Here is a 24,661-nt window from a genome sequence, read left to right on the forward strand (position 1 = left end):
TCTCCGCCCCTGTCTCGCGCCCCTGTCTCCGCGAGCGTCGACTTGTGGCGGCCAACCCCGGCGTGTCGCCGCATCAAGTCGACGTTCGAGACCAGTTCGGCACAGAGCTGTTACTAATGGGACTCTAGATAACTTCTGGGGCTGATGTTACGGCACGCCTCCCCGCGTCGTCCGCGCATCACCGACAGAATCGCCCCCATGAAGATGTCAGGCCTGCTTTCCCGTAATCCCGCCCGGCCGGGCCTCGTCGGCACTGCCCGCGTTGACCGCAACATCGACCGATTGCTGCGCAGGGTCTGCCCCGGCGACATCGTCGTGCTCGACATCCTCGATCTGGATCGCATCACGGCGGACGCCCTGGTGGAGGCCGACATCGCCGCCGTCGTCAACGCCTCGCCGTCGGTGTCGGGCCGCTACCCCAACCTGGGGCCCGAGGTCCTGGTCAACAACGGGGTCACGCTGATCGACGAGGCCGGACCCGACGTCTTCAAGAAGGTCAAAGACGGCGCCAAGATCCGCCTGCACGAGGGCGGGGTGTACGCCGGCGACCGGCGGCTGGTCCGCGGCACCGAGCGCACCGACCACGACATCGCCGATTTGATGCGGGAGGCCAAGAGCGGCCTGTCCGCCCATCTGGAGGCGTTCGCGGGCAACACCATCGAGTTCATCAAGAGCGAGAGCCCGCTGCTGATCGACGGCATCGGCATCCCCGACGTCGACGTCGACCTGCGCCGCCGGCACGTGGTGATCGTCGCCGACGAGCCCAGCGCCGAGGACGACCTCAAGTCGCTCAAGCCGTTCATCAAGGAGTATCAGCCGGCGCTGATCGGGGTGGGCAGCGGCGCGGACGTGTTGCGCAAGGCGGGGTATCGCCCGCAGGTGATCGTCGGCGACCCCGACCAGATCAGCACCGACGCCCTGAAGTGCGGGGCCCAGGTCGTGCTGCCCGCCGACGCCGACGGGCACGCGCCGGGCCTGGAACGCATCCAGGACCTGGGCGTCGGCGCGATGACGTTCCCGGCCGCGGGGTCGGCGATCGATTTGGCCCTGCTGCTGGCCGACCACCACGGCGCCGCGCTGCTGGTGACCGCCGGCCACACCGCCAACATCGAGACGTTCTTCGACCGCACCCGTGCGCACAGCAACCCGTCCACCTTCCTGACCCGGCTGCGGGTGGGGGAGAAGGTGGTGGACGCCAAGGCCGTGGCCACCCTCTACCGCAACCACATCTCGGCGGGGGCCATCGCGCTGCTGGCGCTGACGATGCTGATCGCCGTCATCGTCGCGCTGTGGGTGTCGCGCACCGACGGCGTGGTGCTGCACTGGGTCACCGACTACTGGAACCACTTCTGCCTGATGGTGCAGAAGTGGGTGACCTAGATGATCTCGCTGCGCCAACACGCCCTGTCGCTGGCCGCCGTGTTCCTGGCGCTGGCCGTGGGCGTCGTGCTGGGCTCCGGCTTCCTGTCGGACACCTTGTTGTCGAGCCTGCGTGACGAGAAGAAGGACCTCAACACCCAGATCAGCGGGCTCAACGACCAGAAAAACGTGTTGAACGAAAAGCTCAGCGCGGCAAACAATTTCGACACCCAGCTGGCCGGCCGGATCGTGCACGACGCGCTGGCCGGCAAGTCGGTGGTGGTGTTCCGCACCCCGGACGCCAAGGACGACGACGTTTCCGCGGTGTCGAAGTTCATCGGTCAGGCCGGCGGGACGGTGACCGGGACGGTGTCGCTGACGCAGGAGTTCGTCGAGGCCAACTCGGCGGAGAAGCTGCAGACCGTGGTGAACTCCTCGGTGCTGCCCGCCGGACAGCAGCTGAGCACCAAGCTCGTCGACCAGGGTTCGCAGGCCGGTGACCTGATGGGCATCGCCCTGCTGGCCAACCCCAACCCCGCGGTGCCCCCGGTGGACGACACCCAGCGCAACACCGTGCTGGCGGCGCTGCGCGACACCGGCTTCATCACCTATCAGGCGAGCGATCACATGGGCGCGGCCAACGCCGCGCTCGTCGTCACCGGTGGCGCGCTGCCCCAGGACGCCGGGAACCAGGGGGCGAGCGTGGCCCGGTTCTCCGCCGCGCTGGCCCCGCACGGCTCGGGCACGCTGCTCGCCGGGCGCGACGGTTCGGCGACCGGCGGTGCCGCCGTCGCGGTGGCCCGCGCCGACGCCGGCCTGAACTCCGCGATCAGCACGGTCGACGACGTGGACGCCGCGCCGGGACGCATCACCGCGGTGCTCGGCCTGCACGACCTGCTGGGCGGCGGTCACGCGGGCCAGTACGGCACCGGCCACGGGGCGACGTCGATCACGGTGCCTCAGTAGCGGGCGTGTTCACCGCGGCTCGGCGCCGTGGATGTTAGGGTGGGTTTCCGTGGGTCGGCAGGCCCATCTAGTTGTTCGCTAGAAACATTTTTCAAGCCCTGCCCGTCTTCACGGAGGTCGCCTGTTGCGAAAGCACCCGCAAACCGCCACCAAGCACCTCTTCGTCAGCGGGGGCGTCGCATCCTCGTTGGGTAAGGGCTTGACCGCCAGCAGCCTCGGTCAGCTCCTGACGGCGCGCGGGCTGTACGTGACGATGCAAAAGCTCGATCCGTACCTCAACGTCGACCCGGGCACCATGAACCCGTTCCAGCACGGCGAGGTCTTCGTCACCGAGGACGGCGCCGAGACCGACCTCGACGTCGGCCACTACGAGCGCTTCCTGGATCGCGATCTGTCCGGCTCGGCGAATGTCACTACGGGGCAGGTGTATTCGAGCGTCATCGCCAAGGAACGCCGCGGTGAGTACCTCGGCGACACCGTCCAGGTGATCCCGCACATCACCGACGAGATCAAAGGGCGCATCATGGCGATGGCCCAGCCCGACGCGCAGGGCAACCGCCCCGACGTGGTCATCACCGAAATCGGCGGCACCGTCGGTGACATCGAGTCGCAGCCCTTTCTGGAGGCGGCCCGCCAGGTGCGCCACGACCTGGGTCGCGAGAACGTCTTCTTCCTACACGTCTCGCTGGTGCCCTACCTGGCCCCGTCGGGCGAGCTCAAGACCAAACCCACCCAGCACTCGGTGGCCGCGCTGCGCAGCATCGGTATCACCCCGGACGCGCTGATCCTGCGCTGCGACCGCGACGTTCCCGAGGCGCTGAAGAACAAGATCGCGCTGATGTGCGACGTCGACATCGACGGCGTCATCTCCACCCCGGACGCGCCGTCGATCTATGACATCCCGAAGGTGCTGCACCGCGAAGAACTCGACGCCTATGTGGTGCGCCGGCTCAACCTGCCGTTCCGCGATGTCGACTGGACCGAATGGGACGACCTGCTGCGCCGGGTGCATGAGCCGCATGAAACGGTGCGAATCGCCTTGGTGGGCAAGTACGTTGAACTCTCCGACGCCTACCTGTCGGTCACCGAGGCGCTGCGCGCCGGCGGTTTTAAGCACCACGCCAAGGTCGAATTGCTCTGGGTGGCGTCCGACGACTGCGAGACCGGGCCCGGTGCCGCGGCGGCGCTGGCCGACGTGCAGGGTGTGCTGATTCCCGGCGGGTTCGGCATCCGCGGCATCGAGGGCAAGCTCGGCGCCATCCACTACGCGCGCGCCCGGGGCCTGCCGGTGCTGGGCCTGTGCCTCGGGCTGCAATGCATCGTGATCGAGGCCGCCCGCTCGGCCGGCCTGACCGAGGCCAACTCGGCCGAATTCGACCCGGACACACCGGATCCCGTCATCTCCACGATGGCCGACCAGGTCGACATCGTCGCCGGCGAGGCCGACCTCGGCGGCACCATGCGGCTGGGCGCCTATCCCGCGGTGCTGGAACCGGATTCGATTGTGGCCCAGGCGTATGGCGCCACGGAGGTGTCCGAACGCCACCGGCACCGCTACGAGGTCAACAACGCCTACCGCGACAAGATCGCGGAAAGCGGACTGAGGTTTTCCGGCACCTCACCCGACGGTCACCTGGTCGAGTTCGTCGAGTACCCGCCGGACGTGCACCCCTTCATCGTCGGCACGCAGGCTCATCCGGAGCTCAAGAGCCGGCCCACCCGGCCGCACCCATTGTTCGTCGCGTTCGTCGGGGCGGCCCTCGAATACAAGGCCGGCGAACGGTTGCCGGTGGAAATCCCCGAGCAGTCGTCCAACGGCATCCAGCATCGGGACAGCGCCGCGCGGCCCATACCTGAGCCCGCGTCCCGTGGCTGAACACGTCTTCTCCACGGCGTCCTCCGAAACGCTGTACACCGGAAAGATTTTCGCGCTGCGCAGCGACCGGGTGCGGATGCCGGGCGACACCACCGCGGTGCGCGAGGTCGTCGAGCACTACGGTGCCGTTGCCGTCGCGGCGCTGGACGCCGACAACAACATCCCGCTGGTCTACCAGTACCGGCACGCGTTCGGGCGGCGGCTCTGGGAGTTGCCCGCCGGGCTGCTCGACGTCGCGGGGGAGCCGCCGCAGCAGACGGCCGCCCGCGAACTCCACGAGGAGGTCGGCCTGCGGGCGGACACCTGGCGGGTGCTGGTCGACCTCAACTCCGCGCCGGGCTTCAGCGACGAATCCGTACGGATTTATCTGGCCACCGGGCTGACCGAGGTGGGCAGGCCCGAGGCGCACCACGAGGAAGCCGACATGACGATGAGCTGGGTTCCCATCGCGGAGGCCGCCCGTCGGGTATTCAGCGGCGACATCGTGAATTCGATTGCCATCGCGGGGATCTTGGCGGCCCACGCCGTCACCGAGGGGTTCGCGCAGCCACGGCCGGTGGACAGTCCCTGGATCGACCGGCCGACGGCGTTCGCGGCCCGAAAGGCCGGGCCATGACGACGGTGGCGCTGGATTCCCAACTCCAGGGTTACCTCGACCACCTCACGATCGAGCGCGGCGTCGCGGCGAACACCCTGAGCTCGTATCGCCGCGATTTGCGCCGCTACACAAAACACTTGTCGGACCGTGGAATTCACGATCTGGCCAAGGTGGGCGAGAACGACGTCAGCGAGTTCCTGGTGGCGCTGCGCCGCGGCGACCCCGAGACCGGGGCGGCGGCGCTGTCGGCGGTGTCGGCGGCGCGGGCCCTGATCGCGGTGCGCGGCCTGCACCGCTTCGCCGCCGCCGAGGGGCTGGCCGAACTCGACGTAGCCCGCGCGGTCCGCCCGCCCACGCCCGGCCGCCGGCTGCCCAAGAGCCTGACCGTCGACCAGGTCCTGGCGCTGCTCGAGGGCGCGGGGGGCGACAGCCCGGCCGACGGCCCGCTGACCCTGCGCAACCGCGCGCTGCTGGAGCTACTGTATTCGACCGGCGCGCGGATCTCCGAGGCCGTCGGCCTCGATGTGGACGACGTCGACACCCAGGCCCGCTCAGTGTTGTTGCGCGGCAAGGGCGGTAAGCAGCGGCTGGTGCCGATCGGGCGCCCCGCCGTGGCCGCGCTGGACGCCTATCTGGTGCGCGGACGTTCGGATCTGGCGCGACGGGGCCGCGGGACGCCGGCCATCTTCCTCAACGTGCGCGGCGGGCGGCTGTCGCGTCAGAGCGCGTGGCAGGTCCTGCAGGACGCGGCCGAGCGCGCGGGCATCACCTCGGGGGTGTCGCCGCACATGCTGCGGCACTCGTTCGCCACGCATCTGCTCGAGGGCGGCGCCGACGTGCGGGTCGTGCAGGAGTTGCTCGGGCACGCCTCGGTGACGACGACGCAGATCTACACCATGGTGACCGTGCACGCGCTGCGCGAAGTGTGGGCCGAGGCCCACCCGCGGGCGCGATAATTCCCGCTCTTTCCCGCCGAACGCCCCCTTCCCGCCGAACGCCCCCCTTCCCGCCGAACGCCCCCCTTCCCGCCGAACGTGGAGTTGTTGCGCGAAAACGGCGAAATCGTCGACAACAAGTCGACGCTCGAGCGTCAGTTCAGCCCAGGTATTCGGACTCCAGCACTAGGTCGGACACCAACGACTGGTACTCGAGGTGGGTCTTGTGCTCGACGGTGTTCCACCGCGTGCCCTGATGCCGGTGCATGTACCCGCGGTACTTCGGTGCGCCTGGCACCCGCACATTGTCGGCGACCACGATCGAGCCGGGATGCAGCCAGCCCCGATCCAGGATGCTTTTCAGGTCGTCGAGGTAGGCGTCCTTGTCGTGGTCGAGGAACACGAAATCGAGTGTGCCGGCGGCAAACCCGTGTTCGGCCAGCACGTCCAGGGTGCGGCCGCCGTCGCCGATGGTGCCGACCACACACGTCACACGGTCGGCCACGCCGGCATGCGCCCAGATCTGGCGGGCGTTGGCGGCGTTGGCCTCGGCGAGTTCGACCGAGAACACCTTGGCCTTCGGCGCGGCCCGGGCGATGCGCAGCGCGCCGTAGCCGCAGTAGGTGCCCAATTCGAGCGCCAGCGCCGGATCGGCGCGCCGCACCGCGGCGTCGAGCAGCAGTCCCTTCTCGTCGCCGACGTTGATCAACATCGACTTCTCGTAGGCGAACTTGTCGATGGTCGTCAGCACGTCGTCGACGTCGCCGGCCCGGGCGTTCCGCAGCACGTATTCAACGGCGGCGGCTTCGCGCCCGTCGCCGATCTGGCCCGTGGTGGTGATGTTGCGATTCCCGACGGCCATCCGCCAGACCGACCACCGCAGCAGGGGTATCCGTCGCTTGAGATCCATAGGGGCCACGATAGGCCGACCGCCGGCGGTGCCCTCGCTGGCGACAGCTTTTCGCGGCCGGCACATCGCCCCCCGAACTGGTGCTGCTGTGACTGGAGTGAATAGGCTGTCGGGATGTGCGTTTCACCACCGATTTTCGCTCATATTGGCTGGTTAATTGCCTGCGGGTCGCCGGGTTTCGGCGCGCGGACCCGTTAGACTTTCGGTCGATGTTCACCTCCCGAACACCCCCGCCATGACCGAGCAGCCGGACAACGGCGTCGAGCTCGGCCTGACCGGGCGGCCGCCGCGGGCGATCCCGGAGCCACAGCCGCGCACCTCGCACGGCCCGGCCAAAGTTGTCGCCATGTGCAACCAGAAGGGGGGCGTCGGGAAAACCACGTCGACCATCAATCTGGGTGCCGCGCTCGCCGAGTACGGCCGCCGGGTGCTGTTGGTGGACATGGACCCGCAGGGCGCGCTGTCCGCCGGCCTGGGCGTCCCGCACTACGAGCTGGAAAAGACCATCCACAACGTGCTGGTGGAGCCGCGGGTGTCGATCGACGACGTGCTGCTGCAGACCCGGGTCAAGCACATGGATCTGGTGCCGTCCAACATCGACCTGTCGGCCGCCGAGATCCAGTTGGTCAACGAGGTGGGACGCGAGCAGACGCTGGGCCGGGCGCTGCACCCGGTGCTGGATCGCTACGACTACGTACTGATCGACTGCCAGCCGTCACTGGGTCTGCTCACCGTCAACGGCCTGGCCTGTTCGGACGGGGTGGTGATCCCCACCGAGTGCGAGTACTTCTCGCTGCGCGGCCTGGCGCTGCTCACCGACACCGTCGACAAGGTGCGCGACCGGCTGAACCCGAAGCTGGAGATCAGCGGGATCCTGCTGACCCGGTACGACCCGCGCACGGTCAACTCGCGCGAGGTGATGGCCCGGGTGGTGGAGCGGTTCGGCGACCTGGTGTTCGACACCGTCATCACCCGCACCGTCCGGTTCCCGGAGACCAGCGTGGCCGGCGAACCCATCACCACGTGGGCCCCGCGATCGACCGGAGCCATCGCCTATCGCGCGTTGGCCCGCGAGTTCATCGACCGATTCGGCGCGTGAACGCGACCGCAAATGGTGAGGCGCCCCAGCAGAACGGCTTTCAGGTCCGCCTGACCAATTTCGAGGGGCCGTTCGATCTGCTGCTGCAGCTGATCTTCGCCCATCGCCTGGACGTGACCGAGGTGGCGCTGCACCAGGTCACCGACGACTTCATCGCCTACACCCGCGAAATCGGTCCCCAGCTGGAGCTCGAGGAGACCACCGCGTTCCTGGTGGTGGCCGCGACCCTGCTCGACCTGAAGGCCGCCCGGCTGCTGCCGGCCGGGCAGGTCGACGACGACGAAGACCTGGCGCTGCTGGAGGTGCGCGACCTGTTGTTCGCCCGGCTGCTGCAGTACCGCGCGTTCAAGCACGTCGCCGAGATGTTCGCCGAGCTGGAGGCCACCGCGCTGCGCAGCTACCCGCGCGCCGTGTCGCTGGAGGACCGGTTCACCGAGCTGTTGCCCGAGGTGATGATCGGCGTGGACGCCGACCGCTTCGCCCAGATCGCGGCGATCGCGTTCAGTCCGCGGCCCGTCCCGACGGTGTCGGTGGCGCACCTGCACGAGGTGCAGGTCTCCGTCCCCGAGCAGGCCAAGAAGTTGCTGGCGATCCTTCAGGCGCGGGGCAGCGGGGCGTGGGCGACGTTCTCCGAGCTGGTCGCCGATTGTGAGGCGTCGATGGAGGTGGTCGGGCGGTTCCTGGCGCTGCTCGAACTGTATCGGTCGCGGGCGGTAGCATTCGACCAGTCAGAGCCGCTTGGCGTGCTCCAAATTTCGTGGACCGGGGAACGTCCGGTCAGTGAAGCCTTGGTAGAAGTGCGGGACGAATCATGATGGGCGCCGGTGACGACGCAGAGCGCGGCGATGCGGAGGAACGGCGCTTCGGCACCGCCGGTGACGACGCAGAGCGCGGCGATGCGGAGGAACGGCGCTTCGGCACCGCCGGTGACGACGCAGAGCGCGGCGATGCGGAGGAACGGCGCTTCGGCACCGCCGGTGACGACGCAGAGCGCGGCGATGCCGAGGAACGGCATCTGAACGGTGCGGAGCCCAGCGACGCCGCGCAACCCGAAGTCGACCTGGATTCCGATCTCGACGTGGGCATCCCGGACATCGCCGAGGCCGCGCCGATGGAGTCCGAGGAACTCGGCTCGGTGCTCGAGGCGCTGCTGCTGGTGGTGGACACCCCGGTCACCGCGGAGGCGCTGGCGTCCGCCACGCAACAGCCGGTGTATCGGATCGCCACCAAGCTGCAGGAGATGGCCGAGGAACTGACCGCGCGCGACAGCGGCATCGACCTGCGGAAGAACAGCGAGGGCTGGCGCATGTATACCCGCGCCCGGTTCGCGCCGTACGTGGAAAAGCTGCTGCTGGACGGCGCGCGGTCCAAGCTCACCCGGGCCGCGCTGGAGACGCTGGCCGTGGTCGCCTACCGCCAGCCCGTGACGCGTGCGCGGGTGAGCGCGGTGCGCGGCGTCAACGTCGACGCGGTGATGCGCACGCTGCTGGCGCGCGGCCTGATCACCGAAGCCGGGGTGGACGACGACAGCGGCGCGACGACGTTCGCGACCACCGAGCTGTTCTTGGAGCGCCTGGGGCTGACGTCGCTGGCCGACCTGCCGGACATCGCGCCGCTGCTGCCCGACGTGGACACGATCGAGGACCTCAGCGAATCCCTGGACAGCGAGCCACGTTTCATCAAACTTTCCGGCGGCCACGCGGCCGACCCGGCGCTGACCTTCGACGTGGACCAGGATTGATGGTCGAAGCTGAGGGAATCCGGCTGCAAAAGGTGTTGTCCCAGGCCGGAATTGCGTCGCGGCGGGTCGCCGAGAAGTTGATCATCGAGGGCCGCGTCGAGGTGGACGGGCAGGTGGTGACCGAATTGGGCACCCGCGTCGACCCGGACGCCTCGGTGATCCGTGTGGACGGGGCCCGGATCGTCCTCGACGATTCGCAGGTGTATCTGGCGCTGAACAAGCCGCGCGGCGTGCACTCGACCATGTCGGACGACCGCGGGCGGCCGTGTATCGGTGATTTGATCGAACGGCGAGTTCGCGGGAACAAGAACCTGTTTCACGTCGGGCGGTTGGACGCGGACACCGAAGGGCTGATCCTGCTGACCAACGACGGTGAACTCGCACACCGGCTGATGCATCCCTCCCACGAGGTGCCCAAGACGTACCTGGCGACGGTGACCGGGTCGGTGCCCCGCGGTGTCGGCAAGGCGTTGCGCGCCGGGATCGAGTTGGACGACGGTCCCGCGCGGGTCGACGAGTTCGCGGTGGTGGACGCGATCCCGGGTAAGACGCTGGTGCGGGTCACGTTGCACGAGGGCCGCAATCGCATCGTGCGCCGGCTGCTGGCGGCGGCCGGGTTCCCGGTGGAAGCGTTGGTGCGCACCGACATTGGGCCGGTGTCGCTCGGCAAGCAGCGCCCGGGCAGCTTCCGGGCGCTGGGCCGCGACGAGATCGGACAGCTCTACAAGGCGGTGGGCCTGTGAGTGGGGTAGTGGTGGCCATCGACGGCCCGGCGGGCACCGGAAAGTCCTCGGTGTCAAAGGGATTGGCGCGCGCTTTAGGGGCCCGCTACCTCGATACGGGGGCGATGTACCGGATGGTGACGCTGGCCGTGTTGCGTGCGGGCGTCGATCCGGGCGACGTCGACGCGGTCGGCCGGGTCGGGTCGACGGCGCAGCTGTCGGTGGACGGCGATCGGTGTTTGCTTGCCGGAGAGGACGTTTCCACCGAGATTCGGGGGGATGCCGTCACCGGCGCCGTCTCGGCGGTGTCGGCGGTGCCCGCGGTGCGCGCCCGGCTGGTCGAGTTGCAGCGCGAGATGGCCGCTGGGCCGGGCGATGTCGTCGTCGAGGGCCGCGACATCGGCACCGTCGTCCTGCCCGACGCGCCGGTGAAGATCTTTTTGACCGCGTCGGCAGAAACGCGGGCGCGTCGGCGCAACGACCAGAACGTGGCGGCCGGGCTGGCCGACGACTACGACGCCGCGCTCGCCGACGTCCGCCGTCGCGACCATCTGGATTCCACGCGGGCGGTGTCGCCGCTGCGGGCCGCCCCCGACGCGGTGGTCGTCGACACCAGCGAGATGACCGAGGCGCAGGTGATCACCCATCTGCGGGACTTGGTCGACCAGCGAAGCGGGGCGGTGCGGTGACCCAGGACGGCACATGGAGTGACGAAAGCGACTGGGAATCCGTCGAATTCGGCATCGACGAACAGGAGGAGGCCGGCCCGGCGCCCGTGGTGGCGGTGGTGGGCCGGCCCAACGTCGGCAAGTCCACGCTGGTGAACCGGATCCTGGGCCGTCGCGAAGCGGTGGTTCAGGACATCCCGGGCGTCACCCGCGACCGGGTGTCCTACGACGCGCTGTGGACCGGCCGCCGGTTCGTCGTGCAGGACACCGGCGGATGGGAGCCCGACGCCAAGGGGCTGCAGCAGCTGGTGGCCGAGCAGGCCTCGGTGGCCATGCGCACCGCGGACGCGGTGATCCTGGTGGTCGACGCCGTCGTCGGCGCCACCTCGGCCGACGAAGCCGCCGCCCGGATCCTCCTGCGGTCGGGAAAGCCAGTGTTCCTGGCCGCCAACAAGGTTGACAGCGACAAGGCCGAAGCGGACGCGGCGATGTTGTGGTCGCTGGGGCTCGGTGAGCCGCACGCGATCAGCGCCATGCACGGCCGCGGGGTGGCCGATCTGCTTGACGAGGTGCTGGCCGCGCTGCCCGCGGTGTCGGAGGTGGGCCCCAAACCCGGTGGCCCGCGGCGCGTGGCGCTGGTCGGTAAACCCAACGTGGGCAAGAGCTCGCTGCTGAACAAGCTAGCCGGCGATCAGCGCTCGGTGGTGCACGATGTCGCGGGGACGACGGTGGACCCGGTGGACTCCCTCATCGAGCTGGGCGACAGGGTGTGGCGGTTCGTCGACACGGCGGGTTTGCGGCGCAAGGTCGGTCAGGCCAGCGGCCACGAGTTCTACGCGTCGGTGCGCACGCACTCGGCCATCGACGCGGCCGAGGTGGTGATCGTGCTGATCGATGCGTCGGACCCGCTAACCGAACAGGATCAGCGGGTGCTGTCGATGGTCATCGAAGCCGGCCGGGCCCTGGTGCTGGCCTTCAACAAGTGGGACCTGGTCGACGAGGACCGGCGCGAGCTGCTGGAGCGCGAGATCGACCGCGAACTCGTGCAGCTGCGGTGGGCGCCGCGCGTCAACATCTCCGCCAAGACCGGCCGCGCCGTGCAAAAGCTGGTGCCGGCCATGGAGACCTCGCTGGCATCGTGGGATGCGCGGATCGCCACCGGCCCGCTGAACTCCTGGCTGAAAGAGGTGGTGGCGGCCACCCCGCCACCGGTGCGCGGCGGCAAGCAGCCGCGGATCCTGTTCGCCACCCAGGCCACCGCCCGGCCCCCGACGTTCGTGCTGTTCACCACCGGGTTCCTCGAGGCTGGCTATCGGCGTTTCCTGGAGCGCCGGCTGCGGGAGGCCTTCGGCTTCGAGGGGTCGCCGATCCGGATCAACGTGCGGGTGCGCGAAAAGCGGGGCGCCAGGCGGCGCTGAGCGCTGGGCGTTTGGAAGGTGGCGGTTTCTGCCGGACCGAGTGGTGACTCTGGAATCCGATAGCGCATGCGCTAGGAGGCTGCTGAATTAATCCGCGTGGCGGGCGTGGTTGTGGTGGGGTATTTGGGGATGATTGGTGGGTGCAGGGTCGGTCTGATGATCAACGTGAGTTGTTGGATGCGGAGTCGGTTGCCGGTCATCTTCTGAAGGGCGGCAGCGTGTTTGGTTTCCTGGCGGCTCATCGCCGCCAGTTGTTCCCTGAGGAATTGTTCGCCGATCTTTTCCCGTCGCGGCGGGGCCGCCCGAGTGTGCCCGCTGAGGTGATGGCCAGTGTGATCACGTTGCAGGCTCTGCACGGTCTTTCCGATAACGAGACCGTCGATGCGGTCACGTTTGATCTGCGCTGGAAAGCCGCGTGCGGTCTGCCGGTTACCGCTGCGGCGTTTCATTCCACGACACTGACTTATTGGCGGCGCCGGCTGGCCGAATCAGATCGCCCGAACCGGATATTCGAGGTGGTTAAGGCGGTGGTCGCTCAATCGGGGGCGTTGTCGGGAAAGACGCGCCGGGCCTTGGACTCCACGGTCCTCGATGACGCGGTGGCCACCCAGGACACGGTGACTCAGCTCATCGGTGCGATCCGTCGTGTGGGCCGTGAGGTGCCAAGCGCCACCGAGGTCATCGCAGCCCACTGTTTGGCCCATGACTACAGCGACCCGGGTAAACCGGCCATCATCTGGGACGACGCCGCAGCCCGAGAGGCATTGGTCGATGCCCTGGTCGCCGACGCGCGGCGGCTGCTCACCCAGTTGTCGGGACAGCCGTTGGAGCCACGCGCCGCCGACGCGGTGGCGCTGCTGGCTCTGATCGCCGGCCAAGACGTCGAACCGGCCGAGGGCTCGGATGGCACTGACGGGCAGTGGCGCATCGCCCAGAGCGTGGCGCCGGACCGGGTGGTCTCCACGGTCGACCCGGAATCGCGCCACGTGCACAAATCACCGCACCGCCAGCAGGATGGATTCAAGGCGCATGTGGTGGTGGAGCCCGATACCGGCATCATCACCGGCTGTGCGCTGACCAAGGCCGCCGGGGTGGGCAACCACGAAGTGGCCGTCGGGCTGGCCCTGCTGGCCAACGAATCTGGGCCGATGACTGTGCTGGCTGATGCGGCTTATGGCTCCGGTGAATTCCGCGCCCAACTGGCCCAACGCGGCCACACCGACCGGGTCAAACCCCCACTGGCGCGCCGCGCGTTGGCCGGGGGGTTCACCGTCGATGATTTCACTGTCGACCACGACGCCCGCACCGCAACCTGCCCCAACGGGCTCACCCGACCGATCAGCCGTTCCGGTCGCGCTTTCTTCGGCAAGGCCTGCACCGACTGCCCGTTGCGGGCGCGGTGCACCCGTAGCCGCGCCGGCAAAAATCTGCTCGTCGGCCGCTACGACGCCGCGCTGCGCGCTGCCCGCCAAGCCGCCCGCGACCCCGACTGGCTCAGTGAATACCACCAGCACCGGCCTATGGTCGAACGCAGCATCGCTTGGCTCACCCGCGGCAACCGCAGATTGCGCTACCGCGGAACCATCAAAAACGACCACTGGCTGCACCACCGAGTCGCCGCAATCAACCTGCGCAGGTTAATCACGTTGGGCCTCAACCACACTGGAACCAACTGGGCCATCGCCTAAACCTAAACTCAGAGACTTGCGCGACACGCCACTGCCCTGCAACCCTTACCGCGGCGGGGTGATCTCTTGTGTCGACCTCAGGGTCACATCAGCGCCAAAAAGCGCCGCGAGGCACCCCGCCCCCAAAGACCACTAATTCAGCAGCCTCCTAGCACGTTTGCGCATCACCTCATGGTGCCGAGAGGTACCGGCCTTCCACGAATGGGCGCCTGGCGGATTGGCGGAGCGCTTACGGTAGGCTTTCGACCTGCTGCCGGTGGAACCACTGGCGCGCGGGCTGTGGCGCAGTTTGGTAGCGCACTTGACTGGGGGTCAAGTGGTCGCAGGTTCAAATCCTGTCAGCCCGACACCAGGTCAAGGGCGGTTTCTGACCGCATTGGCCGATCGAAATTAGGTCCGTACCCCAACCCGCACCCCAACCAGGATCGCGTGTCTGAAGTTGTCGTGCGACCGGCAGTGTGAAATGGCATGGCTCGACCCCTAATAGATGAGGGAGTGAGAGTCGCTCCCTGGTCGAGAAGGGAGACCCGAGATGGGCACGATCAACATCAAGCGCCGCTACCACGACGCTATGTTCTGGATCCGGATCAATGACGGCGACGAGTTCGCAGTCCGCCCGAACCTCTGGAACAACCCGGAGCAACGGGAGTCGATCATCGCCGCCGAAACCGGGCCGGAACCGCAGCCGTGGATGGGTGAGATCGAGTAAGCGGGGTCAGAGCCCCAGGCGACCCGCCAGGCCGTCGATGGCGGCCCTGGCGGTGTCGTCGCTCGTGTGTCCGTAGACGTCGCCCGTGACCGCGATTGACGGATGGCCGAGCAGGTCGGCGACGGCCTTGATGTGCACCCCGCCTCCAGCCATGCGACGGCTGCGGAGTGCCGCAGGGTGTGCACTCCCACGTCGGCGACACCCGCGGCCTTGGCCGCGACCTCGATGACCCGCAGCAGGTTGCGAGGGTCAACCGGGCCGCCGAACTCGGTCGTGAAGACCAGCCCGGTCTCGCGCCACTGGTTTCCGCCGCGCAGCCGGTCAGCCAACTGCGCGGCTCGGTGCTTGCGCAACATGGTTACTACACCGGCGTTGAGCGGCACCGCGCGCCGGGAACATGCCGTCTTGGGCTCGCTCATCACCAGCCGGTCTCCAATGCGGCCCAGCGTGGCCGTAACCTTCAGCACCCCGGTGTCAAGATCAATGCGGTCCCACGCGAGACCCAGCGCTTGCCCCTTCCGCAGCCCCGTCGATGCAATCAACACCAGCGCCGCGTGGTACCGCGATTCTTCAGCGTGCTTGAGAACCAATGCGACGCCGCTGGCGTCGAGATGCTTGACCTCCTGGCGGGCGATGCCGGGCCGCGTGACCGCCGCGGCGGGATTGCGGCCGAGAAGCCCGTCGCGGACCGCCCCGTCGAGGCCTGCGCGCAGGACGGTGTAGGTCTGTCTGATGGTGGAATCGCTGAGCGCGCGCACTGTCTTGGTATCGGTATCGTCGTTGATTCGCTTGCCGGGCTTGGTCTTCGCACGCATTGCTAGCACCAGCGCTTCGACGTCCGACGGTTTGAGCCGGTCAAGCCGTATTGCTCCGAAGGGTGCTGGTTCTAGGTGCCTGCGGCACAGGCTCTCATAGAGCGCCCTTGTCGACTCTTTGCGGTCTGACGCGGCCAGAGTTGTTGCGCGCCAATATGCCAACCATTCACAGACTGTGCTGGTTGCGTGCGGCGTGTCGTATTGATCTCATGACTGACGTGAAAGCCAGTGCGCCAGAAAGCTTAACCATTTTGAGTGTGTTCCGACAACTCGATGATGACCTGATACACGAATTGAGTGGTATTGCCCTCGAGCTGATTTCGAGTGGAACAGCTAAAGCGTACGAACTTGCAGGTCGATTTGTCGCGATCGCTCCTGCGGGCAGTACCGCACCTCTGCCCGAGCGGACCCACTACCTCGGTATGTTTGAAAAGGTTGTTCCTCAAGAGCATTGGAACCGCGACGAGATACCTGAATACGACGAGACCGAGATTGTTGTTGGAGACGGATCGCTAGATAACCGTATCAAGTTCGCCGCCTTCGTCATGCGGGAGCTACTCGCGGTTAGCAAAGAATGAGCTAAATCCGACGACTGATCGCAAGCGCTGATCTACGTCATCAATTTCGCCTATGGGCCGAGTGAGGCTCTGACCATCGGACCCACATCGAGGCGAACCGGACACCTCAGTGCAATTTCACTGTGCGCCAGACGTTCTCGTATGCCTGATAAAGCCTTTGCAACGAAACTGGAAGCCTCCGATGCCAATCTAAATGGAGTTGGCGTTCCCCCCAACCAAATGTCACGATCGCTCGATCAGCTGCGTAGCTCTGGACGAGGTCAGCGCGAAGGTACAACAGTTCGCCTTCGAAGCCGGACGGAGCTGAGAAGCATCGAGCGGCTGGCGCGCCCGAAGGTTCGACCTGGTCGAAACTGGCTGGAATGCTTCTCAGGTCGAACGCCTCAGAGAACAACTTACTGGGAACATAGCCGACTGCTCGATTCTCGTTGCTGTGGTACGACTCCCAGTTGAAGCTATGAACCAGCGTCTCGATGTTGAGTTCCGGACGCCTAGACCAGGGCGGCTCTCTGTAGATGCTTTCGACCGTCCCACCTGGTTCTGGCAAGGCGAACGAGTGGTGCCAGGGAATTTCGCCCGCGAACAGGTAGTACTCGCCTGGAAGCTCGATAAGATCCCGCCCTGGATGCCCTTGAGCCTGGAATACTTCGAGGAGAGCGGCCAAGTCGGCGGCGTCCACGAGGACGGTATTGAACAGACCGAATGTGTTGCGTCGCGTCTCCGTATCTTTCACGTTGATCTCTGCATGCGCGAGAATCCAAGGGCCATGGTCATTCTCAAGATGCGTACGGGCTAGAAAATCACCTGGGATCGGGACAAGTCCCTCCCGCAACCAACGTCGACTGTTTGCAGGCGTCGGCCTTGCCCAGGTCGGAAGCTGCATCGGTGCCGTTGGCGGTATTTGCGGGAATGTCGGGTCGATGTCGACCTCTGGATGATCCGCTTGCAGCCCTTGTTCGGCCAGCATCCCTGCGACGATATAGAAGCCAATCCATCCGTACTTTTTTCCATATCGTTCAAGGCGACCCGGCTCGCGATCGCGCCGAACTTCGACAATGGAGCGGTCTACTTCGGTGAATAGATCTGAACGCCATCCGAGAGCGTGTACGACGCCCAGTACGTGATCGGTTGCATCCCTGTGACCGGGGTGGTTGTTGTCGTAGTTCCTGCGGTCGGAGAATAGTCTTCCGAGGGTGTAGTTCCCGAAGTCCATTCCCATCGTTTTGTCGGCTTCTTCTCGTCGAGGGTCTCCATCCCTAAGAGCCTCGACCGGCGGCCCGGCGGCAAAGTTCAACGGCACGGCTGGCCCGGCGGGGACTGCGTCTTGATAAAACCGCCTTGCGAATTCGAAGGTGCCTGAGACGTAGTGGCGGATGAGCGCGTGGAATGTTGGGTTGGTGGCACTGCTTCCGATGAAAGCGTCACCCAGGCCCCGGAGATAAGTCGCGAGTGGCGGGCCAAATGCTGGGTCGTGCAACTGCTTTGCCGTAACGACACCGTAAGCAGCCGCGAGCACCCGCTCTCCTACGTAGGGATCGTTGATTGCAATCGCTTCGAGGGCGAGCGAGAACATTTTTTCGATATCGTGCCTACCAAACCAATACAGGGCGGAGCTGGCAGCATCACGTAAACCTCGATCCGTACTCGTCAGCGTCCACATCAGCCATCGGGCTCGCAGCTGGTCGGCGTCTGATCGATCTGGAGTGGCTTGCCAGCCCGAGCGCAAAGCACCGGCATCCTCGCGTAGTAGCCGCGAATTGGCGCGCAGCCATTCTGTCCACCGCAAGTCGCGATTCGCGACTGTACGGCCGCTTAGGATCCGGTCCAGGAATCTCGCGTTGAGTGGGTGGCGCGGAGCAGCTCGCGTCACGAAGAATCGGTCGAAGATATCGAATCGCCTTCCGCGCAGTTGGTCCACGCTTTCGGCGATCGCATCAACTGTCGCAGCGTCTAGATAGTCTGCTTCTAGTCCGGCCGCGCGTCGCAATGCGGGCAATCGAAGGGGCTCTTGCACGACCGGCCAAAGCTGTTGTCCGCTCACTCGCGGCATAAGCCCCGCCAAAGCGTCGAAAATATCGGCGGCAAGCGGGTGCCGTTCGTCCACATCGCCGATAAACAGCGTCGTGGTGCTGTCCTTGCTGAGGAGTTCGGAGATGGCGGCACCGTGCTTACGAAGCAGACTTGCCGCGATGACGTGCCCAGCCAGCAAGTCGTAGACGAGCGATACGTCCATCCCTCCCGTGGCACCTGGTTGGCGGAGAACGACCACCTCGTATTCTAGAGCAGCGAGCAGGCTATTTTGCCATCCACTGTTGTCCTTGAAGAGCTCATGCGCGCGCTGCTGTGAAACATGTCGGGCGCGGGTAGTCCAGAGTTCTTCGCCTAGGGCATCGAGCCCCTGTAAGACGTCAAGCGGGTGGATGTTGGAGTTGAGATCGTAGATGCGATGGCCAGCTACGCGCAGGTACTCGTCGAACATACCGGTGAGGGATTCGGGAAGCCGCTCGATGCCGACTGGTTGTTCTCGATCGGGGTTGGCTACGCCACAGTAAATCTTTAGCGAGAGTGGACGATTGAACAATTCACGTGGTAGTTCCGCATCGCCCGGATCAATCTTGTAGTGGGCGAAGTAACGGTCGATCGCCTCATCGATATCCTCGAACCCACTCAGGGTGAGGATTTCGTCTATCTCGTCAGGTACGGCATGCTCGACGAAGTCTTGACGAACCGTGCACACGACGAGTACTGATGGGTACTTCTCGAGAAGTACGAGCAGGCTCCGTAGTAGCGGGATCCAGATCGTCACGACTTCAGCTTCATTCAGGCCGTCGATCACGATTGGCAACCGGCACCTCGCACGTGTGGCGGCGGCGTCGACAGCTGCGAGCAACTCTTCGAACGCCGTAACCGGCTGCCCACCGATCGTCATCTGGCGTGCCAGATCGTTGAGGGTGTCGTTCTGAGTAACACGTCGTCCATAAAGCAGAACGCCAGCTGGCCGAGCCTGGGTAGGAGCCGACAGTGTGGCCGCCAACTGAGTCTTGCCGAACCCAGCATCGCCAGTGACCACGGCAAGCGAGGTAGTCAAGTGGTTCTCAACGTCCTCAGGAAGATGGACTGCGTCCCGAGTGTGGGCCAGTAGATTTGTAAGCGGCAGAGCGGCTGGATGTTGCAGTCCACGTAATCGCCTCAACGCGACGGGGTTTGCAGGGGGCGCGGGCGGCACGGTTGCACCGGCGAGCGAGGTTAGTGCCGTTACGGCGCCACCGTCGCGGAGTTCCTGGTAGGCCACTTCAAGCACCGCGGCTATGCCACGGCACGCTCCGATGATTGCTGCGACTTCTGATGCGAGCGTCTCGTCGAGAGGCGTCATCGCTTCCTCAACCGCGAGGGCGAAGCGCTCGATCTCAGAGGCGACGACCCCTAAAACTTGCCACCATTCCCCATCTGCGAGTATCCGCCGCAAGCGTTGCTCGGCAGCCGAATCTTGGTTGACCTCTGGCATCCACCGCTCACCGACCTCCGCAGCGGCGAGCCTATGCTGCGCGGCCAGTCGATCCGGTGTGAGGACAAGATTCCCGAAATACGCTTGGCGCAGTAGTTCTGCGTCACCGATTAGTAGCTCGTCGAGGTTGTCTTCCGTCCAGAGGTGCAATCTCATTTCGCTGGCCGATTCGAGATTGTAGAACCAAGTCTGGTCGGAAGACCTGAGCGGTCGTCGGGTCCACAGCACCCAGTCCGTGATATCGGGTTCGTGCTCCTTCGTCGTCTTGATTGAGTCGACGATGTCTGCTCTTCGATTTGCTCCAATTGGACGGCCCGCAGCTAGATCCCACCACTTGGTCTGCCAGCCGAACCAGCGCCCGGGGTTCCCTAGCGGGCAATCGGTCAGATCGATCTTGAGATGAAACTCGACTCCCGGCTGCTGTGCCAGCGCCGCGAAACGGCCGTAGCGGAAGTAGCTGTGGAAGGCCGTAGCGCGACAGAGGTTTTCAAAGTTTCTAGTCGCTTCACCGGGGAGCGCACGGAATCCTTCCCAATCGAGTTCTGGCATCAGAGTCCGCTCGTCCTCATGCCCCGCTTCACTTTTCGGCGGTATCCGGGTAGTCGTGCGCCGAGTAGACCTCGACGCGGGCGCCCCCGTCGAGTAGCACCTTCAGCAGAGCCTGGACATCGCTCTCGTCCGTGGTGATCACAATGGAGTCGTCTTCGCGCCGCACGTTGACGTCATATACGAACTGCTCAAGCTCAAACGGCCAGACGTTATGAATATTTAGTTCATGAAGAACTTCCAAGATTTCGTCGCTGTAGCGATCGTCTCGCTCGCCGATAGTCAGGCGGCCTCCGTCTAGTTCTAGCTGAACCGCGGATGCAAGCTTCTCGATTGTCTTCTTAACGGCACCGGCGGCCGCCGCATCTTTGAATCGGCCAATCATCACAAGATTCATTGAGTGTTCCGTGCCGAAGCCGTACCAGACCTTCATTCGGAGGCTCCGCGTTCCAGGCGGCGTATCGCTGCAATGACACCCCGATGATCAATAGCCTCACCTGTGGGGTCATAGGACGTCCGTCTCAGCATTCCGGACGCGTCGATGTGTGCGTAAGCACGCAATTCGATTTCCTTCGGGAGTGGCTCGGCAATCGCGAGGTGACCAGCATCGCCCGAGCCAAGCGCCAAGGGAACTGGTCCGGGGTAACTTTCGATCCAACGATGTAGTGCAGCGAGGGCATGGGAGGTGATGCCTTTGCGCCCGCGCGCGGGCTGTTCTGGGAGCAGCAGAAGTTCAGCAGCGCCCACAGATGCGGCAAGCTCAGCGACAGCAGTGAGATCCGGAAGCGTCGAAGTATTGACGACGCAGTTAAGCCCGATCTGAAAGACTTTGCCAATCATGGCTATACGTCGCACAAGGTCGGCGTATGAGCGTCGTCGCAGCTGCTCGTAAGTCTCACCGACACCATCGACGCTAACGCGCACGAAGTTCACTGCACCCGCCAGCGCGTCGATCATCTTCGGCGTCCAGCGGTGCCCGTGCGTCGTCATCGTTACTGCAAGTCGTGTTTGTTCTTCGGCGTACCGACAGACCTCAGCTAATCGTCGGTAAAGCGTCGGCTCACCGCCGCCAAAGCCGACGCCGAAGCAGTCAGCTGCGTCGAGTTCGTCGAGCCAGGCGCAGACCCGGGCAACGTCCAGAACAGCGGCGTTCTTAGGGGCGTAGCAGAATGGGCAATCCAGATCGCAAGCGTTCGTGAGGGCGATCGACACCTGGCGTGGTGCGCGTGCCCACTGCGCCTCTTCGACATCAACCTCGTCGAGCAGCACATTCAGACCAGTGCGCCGGTCGAAAAGGTGAATGCCGTCGGGGCCATATCGGTGCTTCAACGCGAGTACCGATCCACTTGTTGCCTCCCACCGTTGCTTGGGGCGCGCACCTACTAAGTACATCAGCCTTATTGTGGCGGTCCGACGGGGCAACATGGGCGAATTCGACAGCGACAGCGCCGGAGCTGGCGCACCCCGACTGCGCCGCCAGAGCACATCCACCTGGTGGTATCAAGATGTGGGCAATCTCCGGTCGCCGTTGCGCTGTAGCCGTCGTTCGCTTTGTAGTGCGGTGTGTACCGCACCCCAACCTGCACCCCAACGAGATCGAAGCCGCGGGCGTTCTTGTCAGTTCCCCGGCGGCCGGAAACCGCTGCTGACTTGAAGGGACGTGTGCGCCAGCGTTCGCTCGAACATCCATATTTCGACTGGGGGTCAAGTGGTCGCAGGTTCAAATCCTGTCAGCCCGACCAGGCCTACGAATGGCGGCGGCGAACGCCTCGCCCGCGGCGGCCGCTCACCGTGATGAGAGCATGGGCCCGATGACAACCCACACCTGCATGGGCTGCGGCCTCAAAACCCGCTACTCTTACGGGCGCAACTGCGTGGCCTGCGGCCAACAGACCCGCCGCTCGTATTACGGCGAGTGGGCGGATCGGTATCAGCAGGCCGCGATCGCTTTTGCGGCGCCCGCGAGGATCGTCAGCATGGGCGAGAAACATCCGACGGCCGCGTTGACGTTGGGGGTGCCCGGCTCGCTCATCGCCATGGCCGCTGTCGCCGCGTACCCGATGGTGTTCGTGCCGTTGCTGTTCCTGCTCGCCGTGGCTTTGGTGGCGTCCATCCGCTACGAGGAAGCCCGCAACCCCTCCAAGTAGGTTCTGCCCCGTCAGTCCTCACGGTCCGGCTCGGTGAGTTCCGGCGCGTTCTCGCGAGTCGCCATGCCGCCTTCGTGGCCGTGATCCGCGGGGCCGGGACGGCCGCCCTTCGGCTCGTCGTCATCCTTTTCCGAGTGCTTGCCCATCGCAATCTCCTTCGTCGACCGAAGGACTACCCGCAACGGCGCATTTGAAGACCTACCGTGCCTTCCGGAGGTCGGCGAGCGATTGCTTGAGCCCGCCGTCCATCCGGATCTGCACGGCGGCCACCGCCACCATGATCGCGGCGGTCACCAGGTGCACGACCGCGTCGGTGACGTTGTTGGGAAACGTGAACACGAACGCGACCCGATGCGAGAAGAACGCCCAAATGCCCGGCAGCGCACCGGCGATCGCGGCGAGCAGCAGATACAACACCGACCACGACTTGCGCATCGCGAAGACCAGGCCTGGAGCGAACAACGCAAGGCCGGCGACGGCATGCCACCCGTTGTAGTCCATTCCGAACAGCTGGACGGTCGGCGCGGTGGGCCCGATCGCGAAACTGGGATTCATGATGAAGCCGATCACCGCCTGAATGACGTGGAAAACACAAATGATCAGCAGCCCGACCTGGGCGAAACTCCACCTCACATGGCACCCCCTTGTGCGCGGCAAGATGCCCGAATACTACGCGCTGTAGTAGTGCCTGGCAATGGGGCCGCACCAAGCGGCTGAAGGTCAGTTCCGCCCGGGAATCTTCATCACGGTCCGCACGATGGGCAACAGCGACTTCTGCCACAGGGTCGACGGAATGCCAAGCGGCGGATCAAGATTGAACACGCGTGCGGTCGCGATCGTCTGCGATTCGGTGTACTTCAACAGGCCCTCGGGACCGTGGCGGCGCCCGACGCCGGACTGGCCCATCCCGCCCATCGGTGCGCCGAGGCTGCCCCACGCGAACGCATAACCCTCGTTGACGTTCACCGTCCCCGACCGCAGCCGCGCGGCGATCTGCTGGCCCTCGGCGGAGGAACCCGCGAACACGCTGGCGTTGAGCCCGTACTCGGTGGCGTTGGCCTTCTCGACCGCCTCGTCGACGTCGGCCACCGTATAGATCGCGACGACCGGGCCGAACGTCTCGTTGGCCGCGCACTCCATCTCCGGCGTCACGCCGGTCAGCACCGTGGGCTCGTAGAACAGCGGCCCGAGGTCGGGGCGAGCCTTGCCGCCGGCGATCACCTTGGCGCCCTTGGCTTTCGCATCGTCCACATGGTCGGTCACGGTGTCCAGCTGGCCGGCGGAGATCAGGCTTCCCATGTCAATCGAGAAGTCATACGCGGAGCCCAGCTTCATGTTGCGCACCGCCGCCCCGAACTTGCCGATGAAATCGTCGGCGATGTCTTTCTCGACGTAGATCCGCTCGATGGAGATGCACAGCTGGCCCGCGTTGGAGAAGCATGCGCGGGTGGCCGCCTTGGCCGCCTTGTCGAGGTTGGCGCCGCGCGTGACGATCATCGCGTTCTTGCCGCCGAGCTCGGCGGAGAAACCGATCAGCCGCCGGCCGGCGTGCTCCGCGAGCTGCCTGCCGGTGGCGGTCGAGCCGGTGAACATCAGGTAGTCGCAGTTGTCGATGATCGCGGTGCCGACCACCGAGCCCGGCCCGGGCACCACCGCGTAGAGCGCTCGCGGCAGGCCGGCGCGATACAAAAGCTCGGCGCACGCGAGCGCGCAATACGGGGTCTGGCTGTCCGGCTTGAGCACCACCGCGTTACCGGCCAGCAGCGCGGGCACCGAGTCCGACGCCGTCAGGGTCATCGGATAGTTCCACGGCGAAATCACCCCGACCACGCCCTTGGGCTGGTAACCCACCGTGGTCTTGCCGATGCCCGGGAGCAGCGACTGCACCGTGCGCGGCTTCAGCAGGTCCGCGGAGACCCGCGCATAGTAATTCGCGTTGGCGACCAGGTCGACGATCTCCTCCTGTGCGGCCCATCGGGCCTTGCCCGCCTCGGCCTGCAGGAGATCCATCAGGAACTCGCGGTTCTCGACGACCAGGTCGCGATACCGGCTGATGACATCGACGCGCTCGCTGACCGGACGGTTCGCCCAGTCGGCCTGCGCCGCGCGCGCCTCGGCGAAGGCGGCTTCGACGTCTTCGGCCGTGCCGACGGGGATGGTGGTCAGCGGCTTGCCGGTGAAGACCTCGTCGATCGTCTTGGTCTGGCGTGCGGTGGCGTCCTTGATCGCGGCCAACTGGCGCAAGCGGTTGAAGACCTCGGCTGACGGTGCGGGCATGTCGTCACCTCTCAAAAGCGCAGGCGTCCAAAACACCAGACTATTGGCTCTGCGATGCCGGGGGCCTCCGGTGCCCGTGGGCTTGTTTTGAGCGGCTATCACCG

Annotated in this window: 22 protein-coding genes and 1 tRNA gene; 15 read left to right on the top strand and 8 right to left on the bottom strand. The window is 65.7% G+C overall.

Annotation, left to right across the window (positions count from 1 at the left end):
* Positions 1-198: 198 nt before the first annotated feature.
* The 5 genes from steA (at position 199) to xerD (ending at position 5,755) form a co-directional block, all read left to right on the top strand.
* Positions 199-1,380, top strand: a complete 1,182-nt coding sequence (steA, locus tag QGN30_RS13510; RefSeq protein ID WP_009955069.1) for a putative cytokinetic ring protein SteA — start codon at positions 199-201, stop codon at positions 1,378-1,380.
* Positions 1,381-2,325 carry a copper transporter gene (locus QGN30_RS13515; protein ID WP_038536534.1) on the top strand — a complete coding sequence of 315 codons (945 nt, stop codon included), beginning with the start codon at positions 1,381-1,383 and terminating at the stop codon, positions 2,323-2,325.
* Positions 2,326-2,449: 124 nt separating this feature from the next.
* A complete protein-coding gene (locus QGN30_RS13520) occupies positions 2,450-4,201 on the top strand; it encodes a CTP synthase (RefSeq protein WP_014382727.1) in 1,752 nt (583 codons plus the stop codon).
* Positions 4,194-4,817 carry an NUDIX domain-containing protein gene (locus tag QGN30_RS13525; protein ID WP_009955788.1) on the top strand — a complete coding sequence of 208 codons (624 nt, stop codon included), beginning with the start codon at positions 4,194-4,196 and terminating at the stop codon, positions 4,815-4,817. Before QGN30_RS13520 ends, QGN30_RS13525 begins: the two co-directional genes overlap by 8 nt.
* On the top strand, positions 4,814-5,755 hold the full coding sequence (gene xerD / locus QGN30_RS13530; RefSeq protein ID WP_038536532.1) for a site-specific tyrosine recombinase XerD: 942 nt from the start codon (positions 4,814-4,816) through the stop codon (positions 5,753-5,755). Before QGN30_RS13525 ends, xerD begins: the two co-directional genes overlap by 4 nt.
* A gap of 139 nt (positions 5,756-5,894) precedes the next feature.
* Here the strand turns inward: xerD and QGN30_RS13535 are convergent, their stop codons facing one another.
* Entirely contained in the window at positions 5,895-6,644 is a 750-nt protein-coding gene (locus QGN30_RS13535) for an O-methyltransferase (RefSeq protein ID WP_038536530.1), read from the bottom strand.
* 235 nt (positions 6,645-6,879) lie between these two features.
* Here QGN30_RS13535 and QGN30_RS13540 point away from each other — a divergent pair, with 235 nt between their 5' ends.
* The 8 genes from QGN30_RS13540 to QGN30_RS13575 all read left to right on the top strand — a co-directional run bounded on the left by QGN30_RS13540 (position 6,880) and on the right by QGN30_RS13575 (position 14,327).
* Positions 6,880-7,743 carry a ParA family protein gene (locus QGN30_RS13540; RefSeq protein ID WP_008257550.1) on the top strand — a complete coding sequence of 288 codons (864 nt, stop codon included), beginning with the start codon at positions 6,880-6,882 and terminating at the stop codon, positions 7,741-7,743.
* The gene (locus QGN30_RS13545) at positions 7,740-8,558 is read left to right on the top strand and encodes a segregation/condensation protein A (protein WP_008257548.1); all 819 of its coding nucleotides are present in this window, start codon (positions 7,740-7,742) and stop codon (positions 8,556-8,558) included. The genes QGN30_RS13540 and QGN30_RS13545 overlap by 4 nt, the downstream gene beginning before the upstream one ends.
* A 245-nt stretch (positions 8,559-8,803) precedes the next feature.
* Complete coding sequence (gene scpB, locus QGN30_RS13550; protein ID WP_026071366.1) at positions 8,804-9,484, top strand: SMC-Scp complex subunit ScpB; 681 nt, start codon at positions 8,804-8,806, stop codon at positions 9,482-9,484.
* Positions 9,484-10,227 carry a pseudouridine synthase gene (locus tag QGN30_RS13555; protein WP_038536528.1) on the top strand — a complete coding sequence of 248 codons (744 nt, stop codon included), beginning with the start codon at positions 9,484-9,486 and terminating at the stop codon, positions 10,225-10,227. The genes scpB and QGN30_RS13555 overlap by 1 nt, the downstream gene beginning before the upstream one ends.
* On the top strand, positions 10,224-10,895 hold the full coding sequence (gene cmk, locus QGN30_RS13560; RefSeq protein ID WP_248923121.1) for a (d)CMP kinase: 672 nt from the start codon (positions 10,224-10,226) through the stop codon (positions 10,893-10,895). Before QGN30_RS13555 ends, cmk begins: the two co-directional genes overlap by 4 nt.
* Positions 10,892-12,292, top strand: a complete 1,401-nt coding sequence (gene der / locus QGN30_RS13565) for a ribosome biogenesis GTPase Der (protein ID WP_038536523.1) — start codon at positions 10,892-10,894, stop codon at positions 12,290-12,292. Before cmk ends, der begins: the two co-directional genes overlap by 4 nt.
* 140 nt (positions 12,293-12,432) lie before the next feature.
* Positions 12,433-13,980, top strand: coding sequence for an IS1182 family transposase (locus QGN30_RS13570; protein WP_248923482.1), 1,548 nt, complete (start codon positions 12,433-12,435; stop codon positions 13,978-13,980).
* A 273-nt stretch (positions 13,981-14,253) separates the two neighbouring features.
* Positions 14,254-14,327 (top strand) — tRNA-Pro (locus QGN30_RS13575).
* A gap of 211 nt (positions 14,328-14,538) precedes the next feature.
* Here the strand turns inward: QGN30_RS13575 and QGN30_RS13580 are convergent.
* Complete coding sequence (locus tag QGN30_RS13580; RefSeq protein ID WP_326564871.1) at positions 14,539-15,504, bottom strand: site-specific integrase; 966 nt, start codon at positions 15,502-15,504, stop codon at positions 14,539-14,541.
* Positions 15,505-15,713: 209 nt separating this feature from the next.
* Between QGN30_RS13580 and QGN30_RS13585 the strand changes: the two genes are divergently transcribed.
* A complete protein-coding gene (locus QGN30_RS13585) occupies positions 15,714-16,082 on the top strand; it encodes a hypothetical protein (protein WP_134770566.1) in 369 nt (122 codons plus the stop codon).
* Positions 16,083-16,188: 106 nt separating this feature from the next.
* On the opposite strand, the gene QGN30_RS13590 is transcribed toward QGN30_RS13585, so the two are convergent.
* The 3 genes from QGN30_RS13590 to QGN30_RS13600 are packed head-to-tail and all read right to left on the bottom strand — an operon-like array spanning position 16,189 to position 21,525.
* On the bottom strand, positions 16,189-20,136 hold the full coding sequence (locus QGN30_RS13590; protein ID WP_134770565.1) for a hypothetical protein: 3,948 nt from the start codon (positions 20,134-20,136) through the stop codon (positions 16,189-16,191).
* A 28-nt stretch (positions 20,137-20,164) separates the two neighbouring features.
* Positions 20,165-20,566: a DUF6375 family protein gene (locus QGN30_RS13595; protein ID WP_042792316.1), complete on the bottom strand. Its 402-nt coding sequence runs from the start codon at positions 20,564-20,566 to the stop codon at positions 20,165-20,167.
* Positions 20,563-21,525 carry a radical SAM protein gene (locus QGN30_RS13600; protein WP_165576461.1) on the bottom strand — a complete coding sequence of 321 codons (963 nt, stop codon included), beginning with the start codon at positions 21,523-21,525 and terminating at the stop codon, positions 20,563-20,565. Before QGN30_RS13600 ends, QGN30_RS13595 begins: the two co-directional genes overlap by 4 nt.
* Before the next feature lie 359 nt (positions 21,526-21,884).
* Between QGN30_RS13600 and QGN30_RS13605 the strand changes: the two genes are divergently transcribed.
* Positions 21,885-22,280, top strand: coding sequence for a hypothetical protein (locus tag QGN30_RS13605; RefSeq protein WP_038536521.1), 396 nt, complete (start codon positions 21,885-21,887; stop codon positions 22,278-22,280).
* An 11-nt stretch (positions 22,281-22,291) separates the two neighbouring features.
* Here the strand turns inward: QGN30_RS13605 and QGN30_RS13610 are convergent, their stop codons facing one another.
* From QGN30_RS13610 to QGN30_RS13620, 3 genes are all read right to left on the bottom strand, one after another.
* Positions 22,292-22,426, bottom strand: a complete 135-nt coding sequence (locus QGN30_RS13610; protein WP_008257331.1) for a hypothetical protein — start codon at positions 22,424-22,426, stop codon at positions 22,292-22,294.
* Positions 22,427-22,478: 52 nt separating this feature from the next.
* Entirely contained in the window at positions 22,479-22,913 is a 435-nt protein-coding gene (locus QGN30_RS13615) for a DUF4383 domain-containing protein (protein WP_014380285.1), read from the bottom strand.
* An 87-nt stretch (positions 22,914-23,000) separates the two neighbouring features.
* A complete protein-coding gene (locus QGN30_RS13620; RefSeq protein WP_248923120.1) occupies positions 23,001-24,557 on the bottom strand; it encodes a succinic semialdehyde dehydrogenase in 1,557 nt (518 codons plus the stop codon).
* Positions 24,558-24,661: the final 104 nt, after the last annotated feature.

This window comes from Mycobacterium sp. 3-98, from assembly GCF_035918355.1.
Lineage (GTDB): Bacteria > Actinomycetota > Actinomycetes > Mycobacteriales > Mycobacteriaceae > Mycobacterium > Mycobacterium intracellulare.

Excerpts from the sequence above, each read along its gene's own strand:
- steA (WP_009955069.1), top strand. The coding sequence starts at position 199 with ATGAAGATGTCAGGCCTGCTTTCCCGTAATCCCGCCCGGCCGGGCCTC.
- QGN30_RS13515 (WP_038536534.1), top strand. The coding sequence starts at position 1,381 with ATGATCTCGCTGCGCCAACACGCCCTGTCGCTGGCCGCCGTGTTCCTG.
- xerD (WP_038536532.1), top strand. The coding sequence starts at position 4,814 with ATGACGACGGTGGCGCTGGATTCCCAACTCCAGGGTTACCTCGACCAC.
- QGN30_RS13535 (WP_038536530.1), bottom strand. The coding sequence starts at position 6,644 with ATGGATCTCAAGCGACGGATACCCCTGCTGCGGTGGTCGGTCTGGCGG.
- QGN30_RS13540 (WP_008257550.1), top strand. The coding sequence starts at position 6,880 with ATGACCGAGCAGCCGGACAACGGCGTCGAGCTCGGCCTGACCGGGCGG.
- QGN30_RS13555 (WP_038536528.1), top strand. The coding sequence starts at position 9,484 with ATGGTCGAAGCTGAGGGAATCCGGCTGCAAAAGGTGTTGTCCCAGGCC.
- QGN30_RS13580 (WP_326564871.1), bottom strand. The coding sequence starts at position 15,504 with ATGCGTGCGAAGACCAAGCCCGGCAAGCGAATCAACGACGATACCGAT.
- QGN30_RS13585 (WP_134770566.1), top strand. The coding sequence starts at position 15,714 with ATGACTGACGTGAAAGCCAGTGCGCCAGAAAGCTTAACCATTTTGAGT.
- QGN30_RS13590 (WP_134770565.1), bottom strand. The coding sequence starts at position 20,136 with ATGCCAGAACTCGATTGGGAAGGATTCCGTGCGCTCCCCGGTGAAGCG.
- QGN30_RS13595 (WP_042792316.1), bottom strand. The coding sequence starts at position 20,566 with ATGAAGGTCTGGTACGGCTTCGGCACGGAACACTCAATGAATCTTGTG.
- QGN30_RS13600 (WP_165576461.1), bottom strand. The coding sequence starts at position 21,525 with ATGTACTTAGTAGGTGCGCGCCCCAAGCAACGGTGGGAGGCAACAAGT.
- QGN30_RS13605 (WP_038536521.1), top strand. The coding sequence starts at position 21,885 with ATGGCGGCGGCGAACGCCTCGCCCGCGGCGGCCGCTCACCGTGATGAG.
- QGN30_RS13610 (WP_008257331.1), bottom strand. The coding sequence starts at position 22,426 with ATGGGCAAGCACTCGGAAAAGGATGACGACGAGCCGAAGGGCGGCCGT.
- QGN30_RS13620 (WP_248923120.1), bottom strand. The coding sequence starts at position 24,557 with ATGCCCGCACCGTCAGCCGAGGTCTTCAACCGCTTGCGCCAGTTGGCC.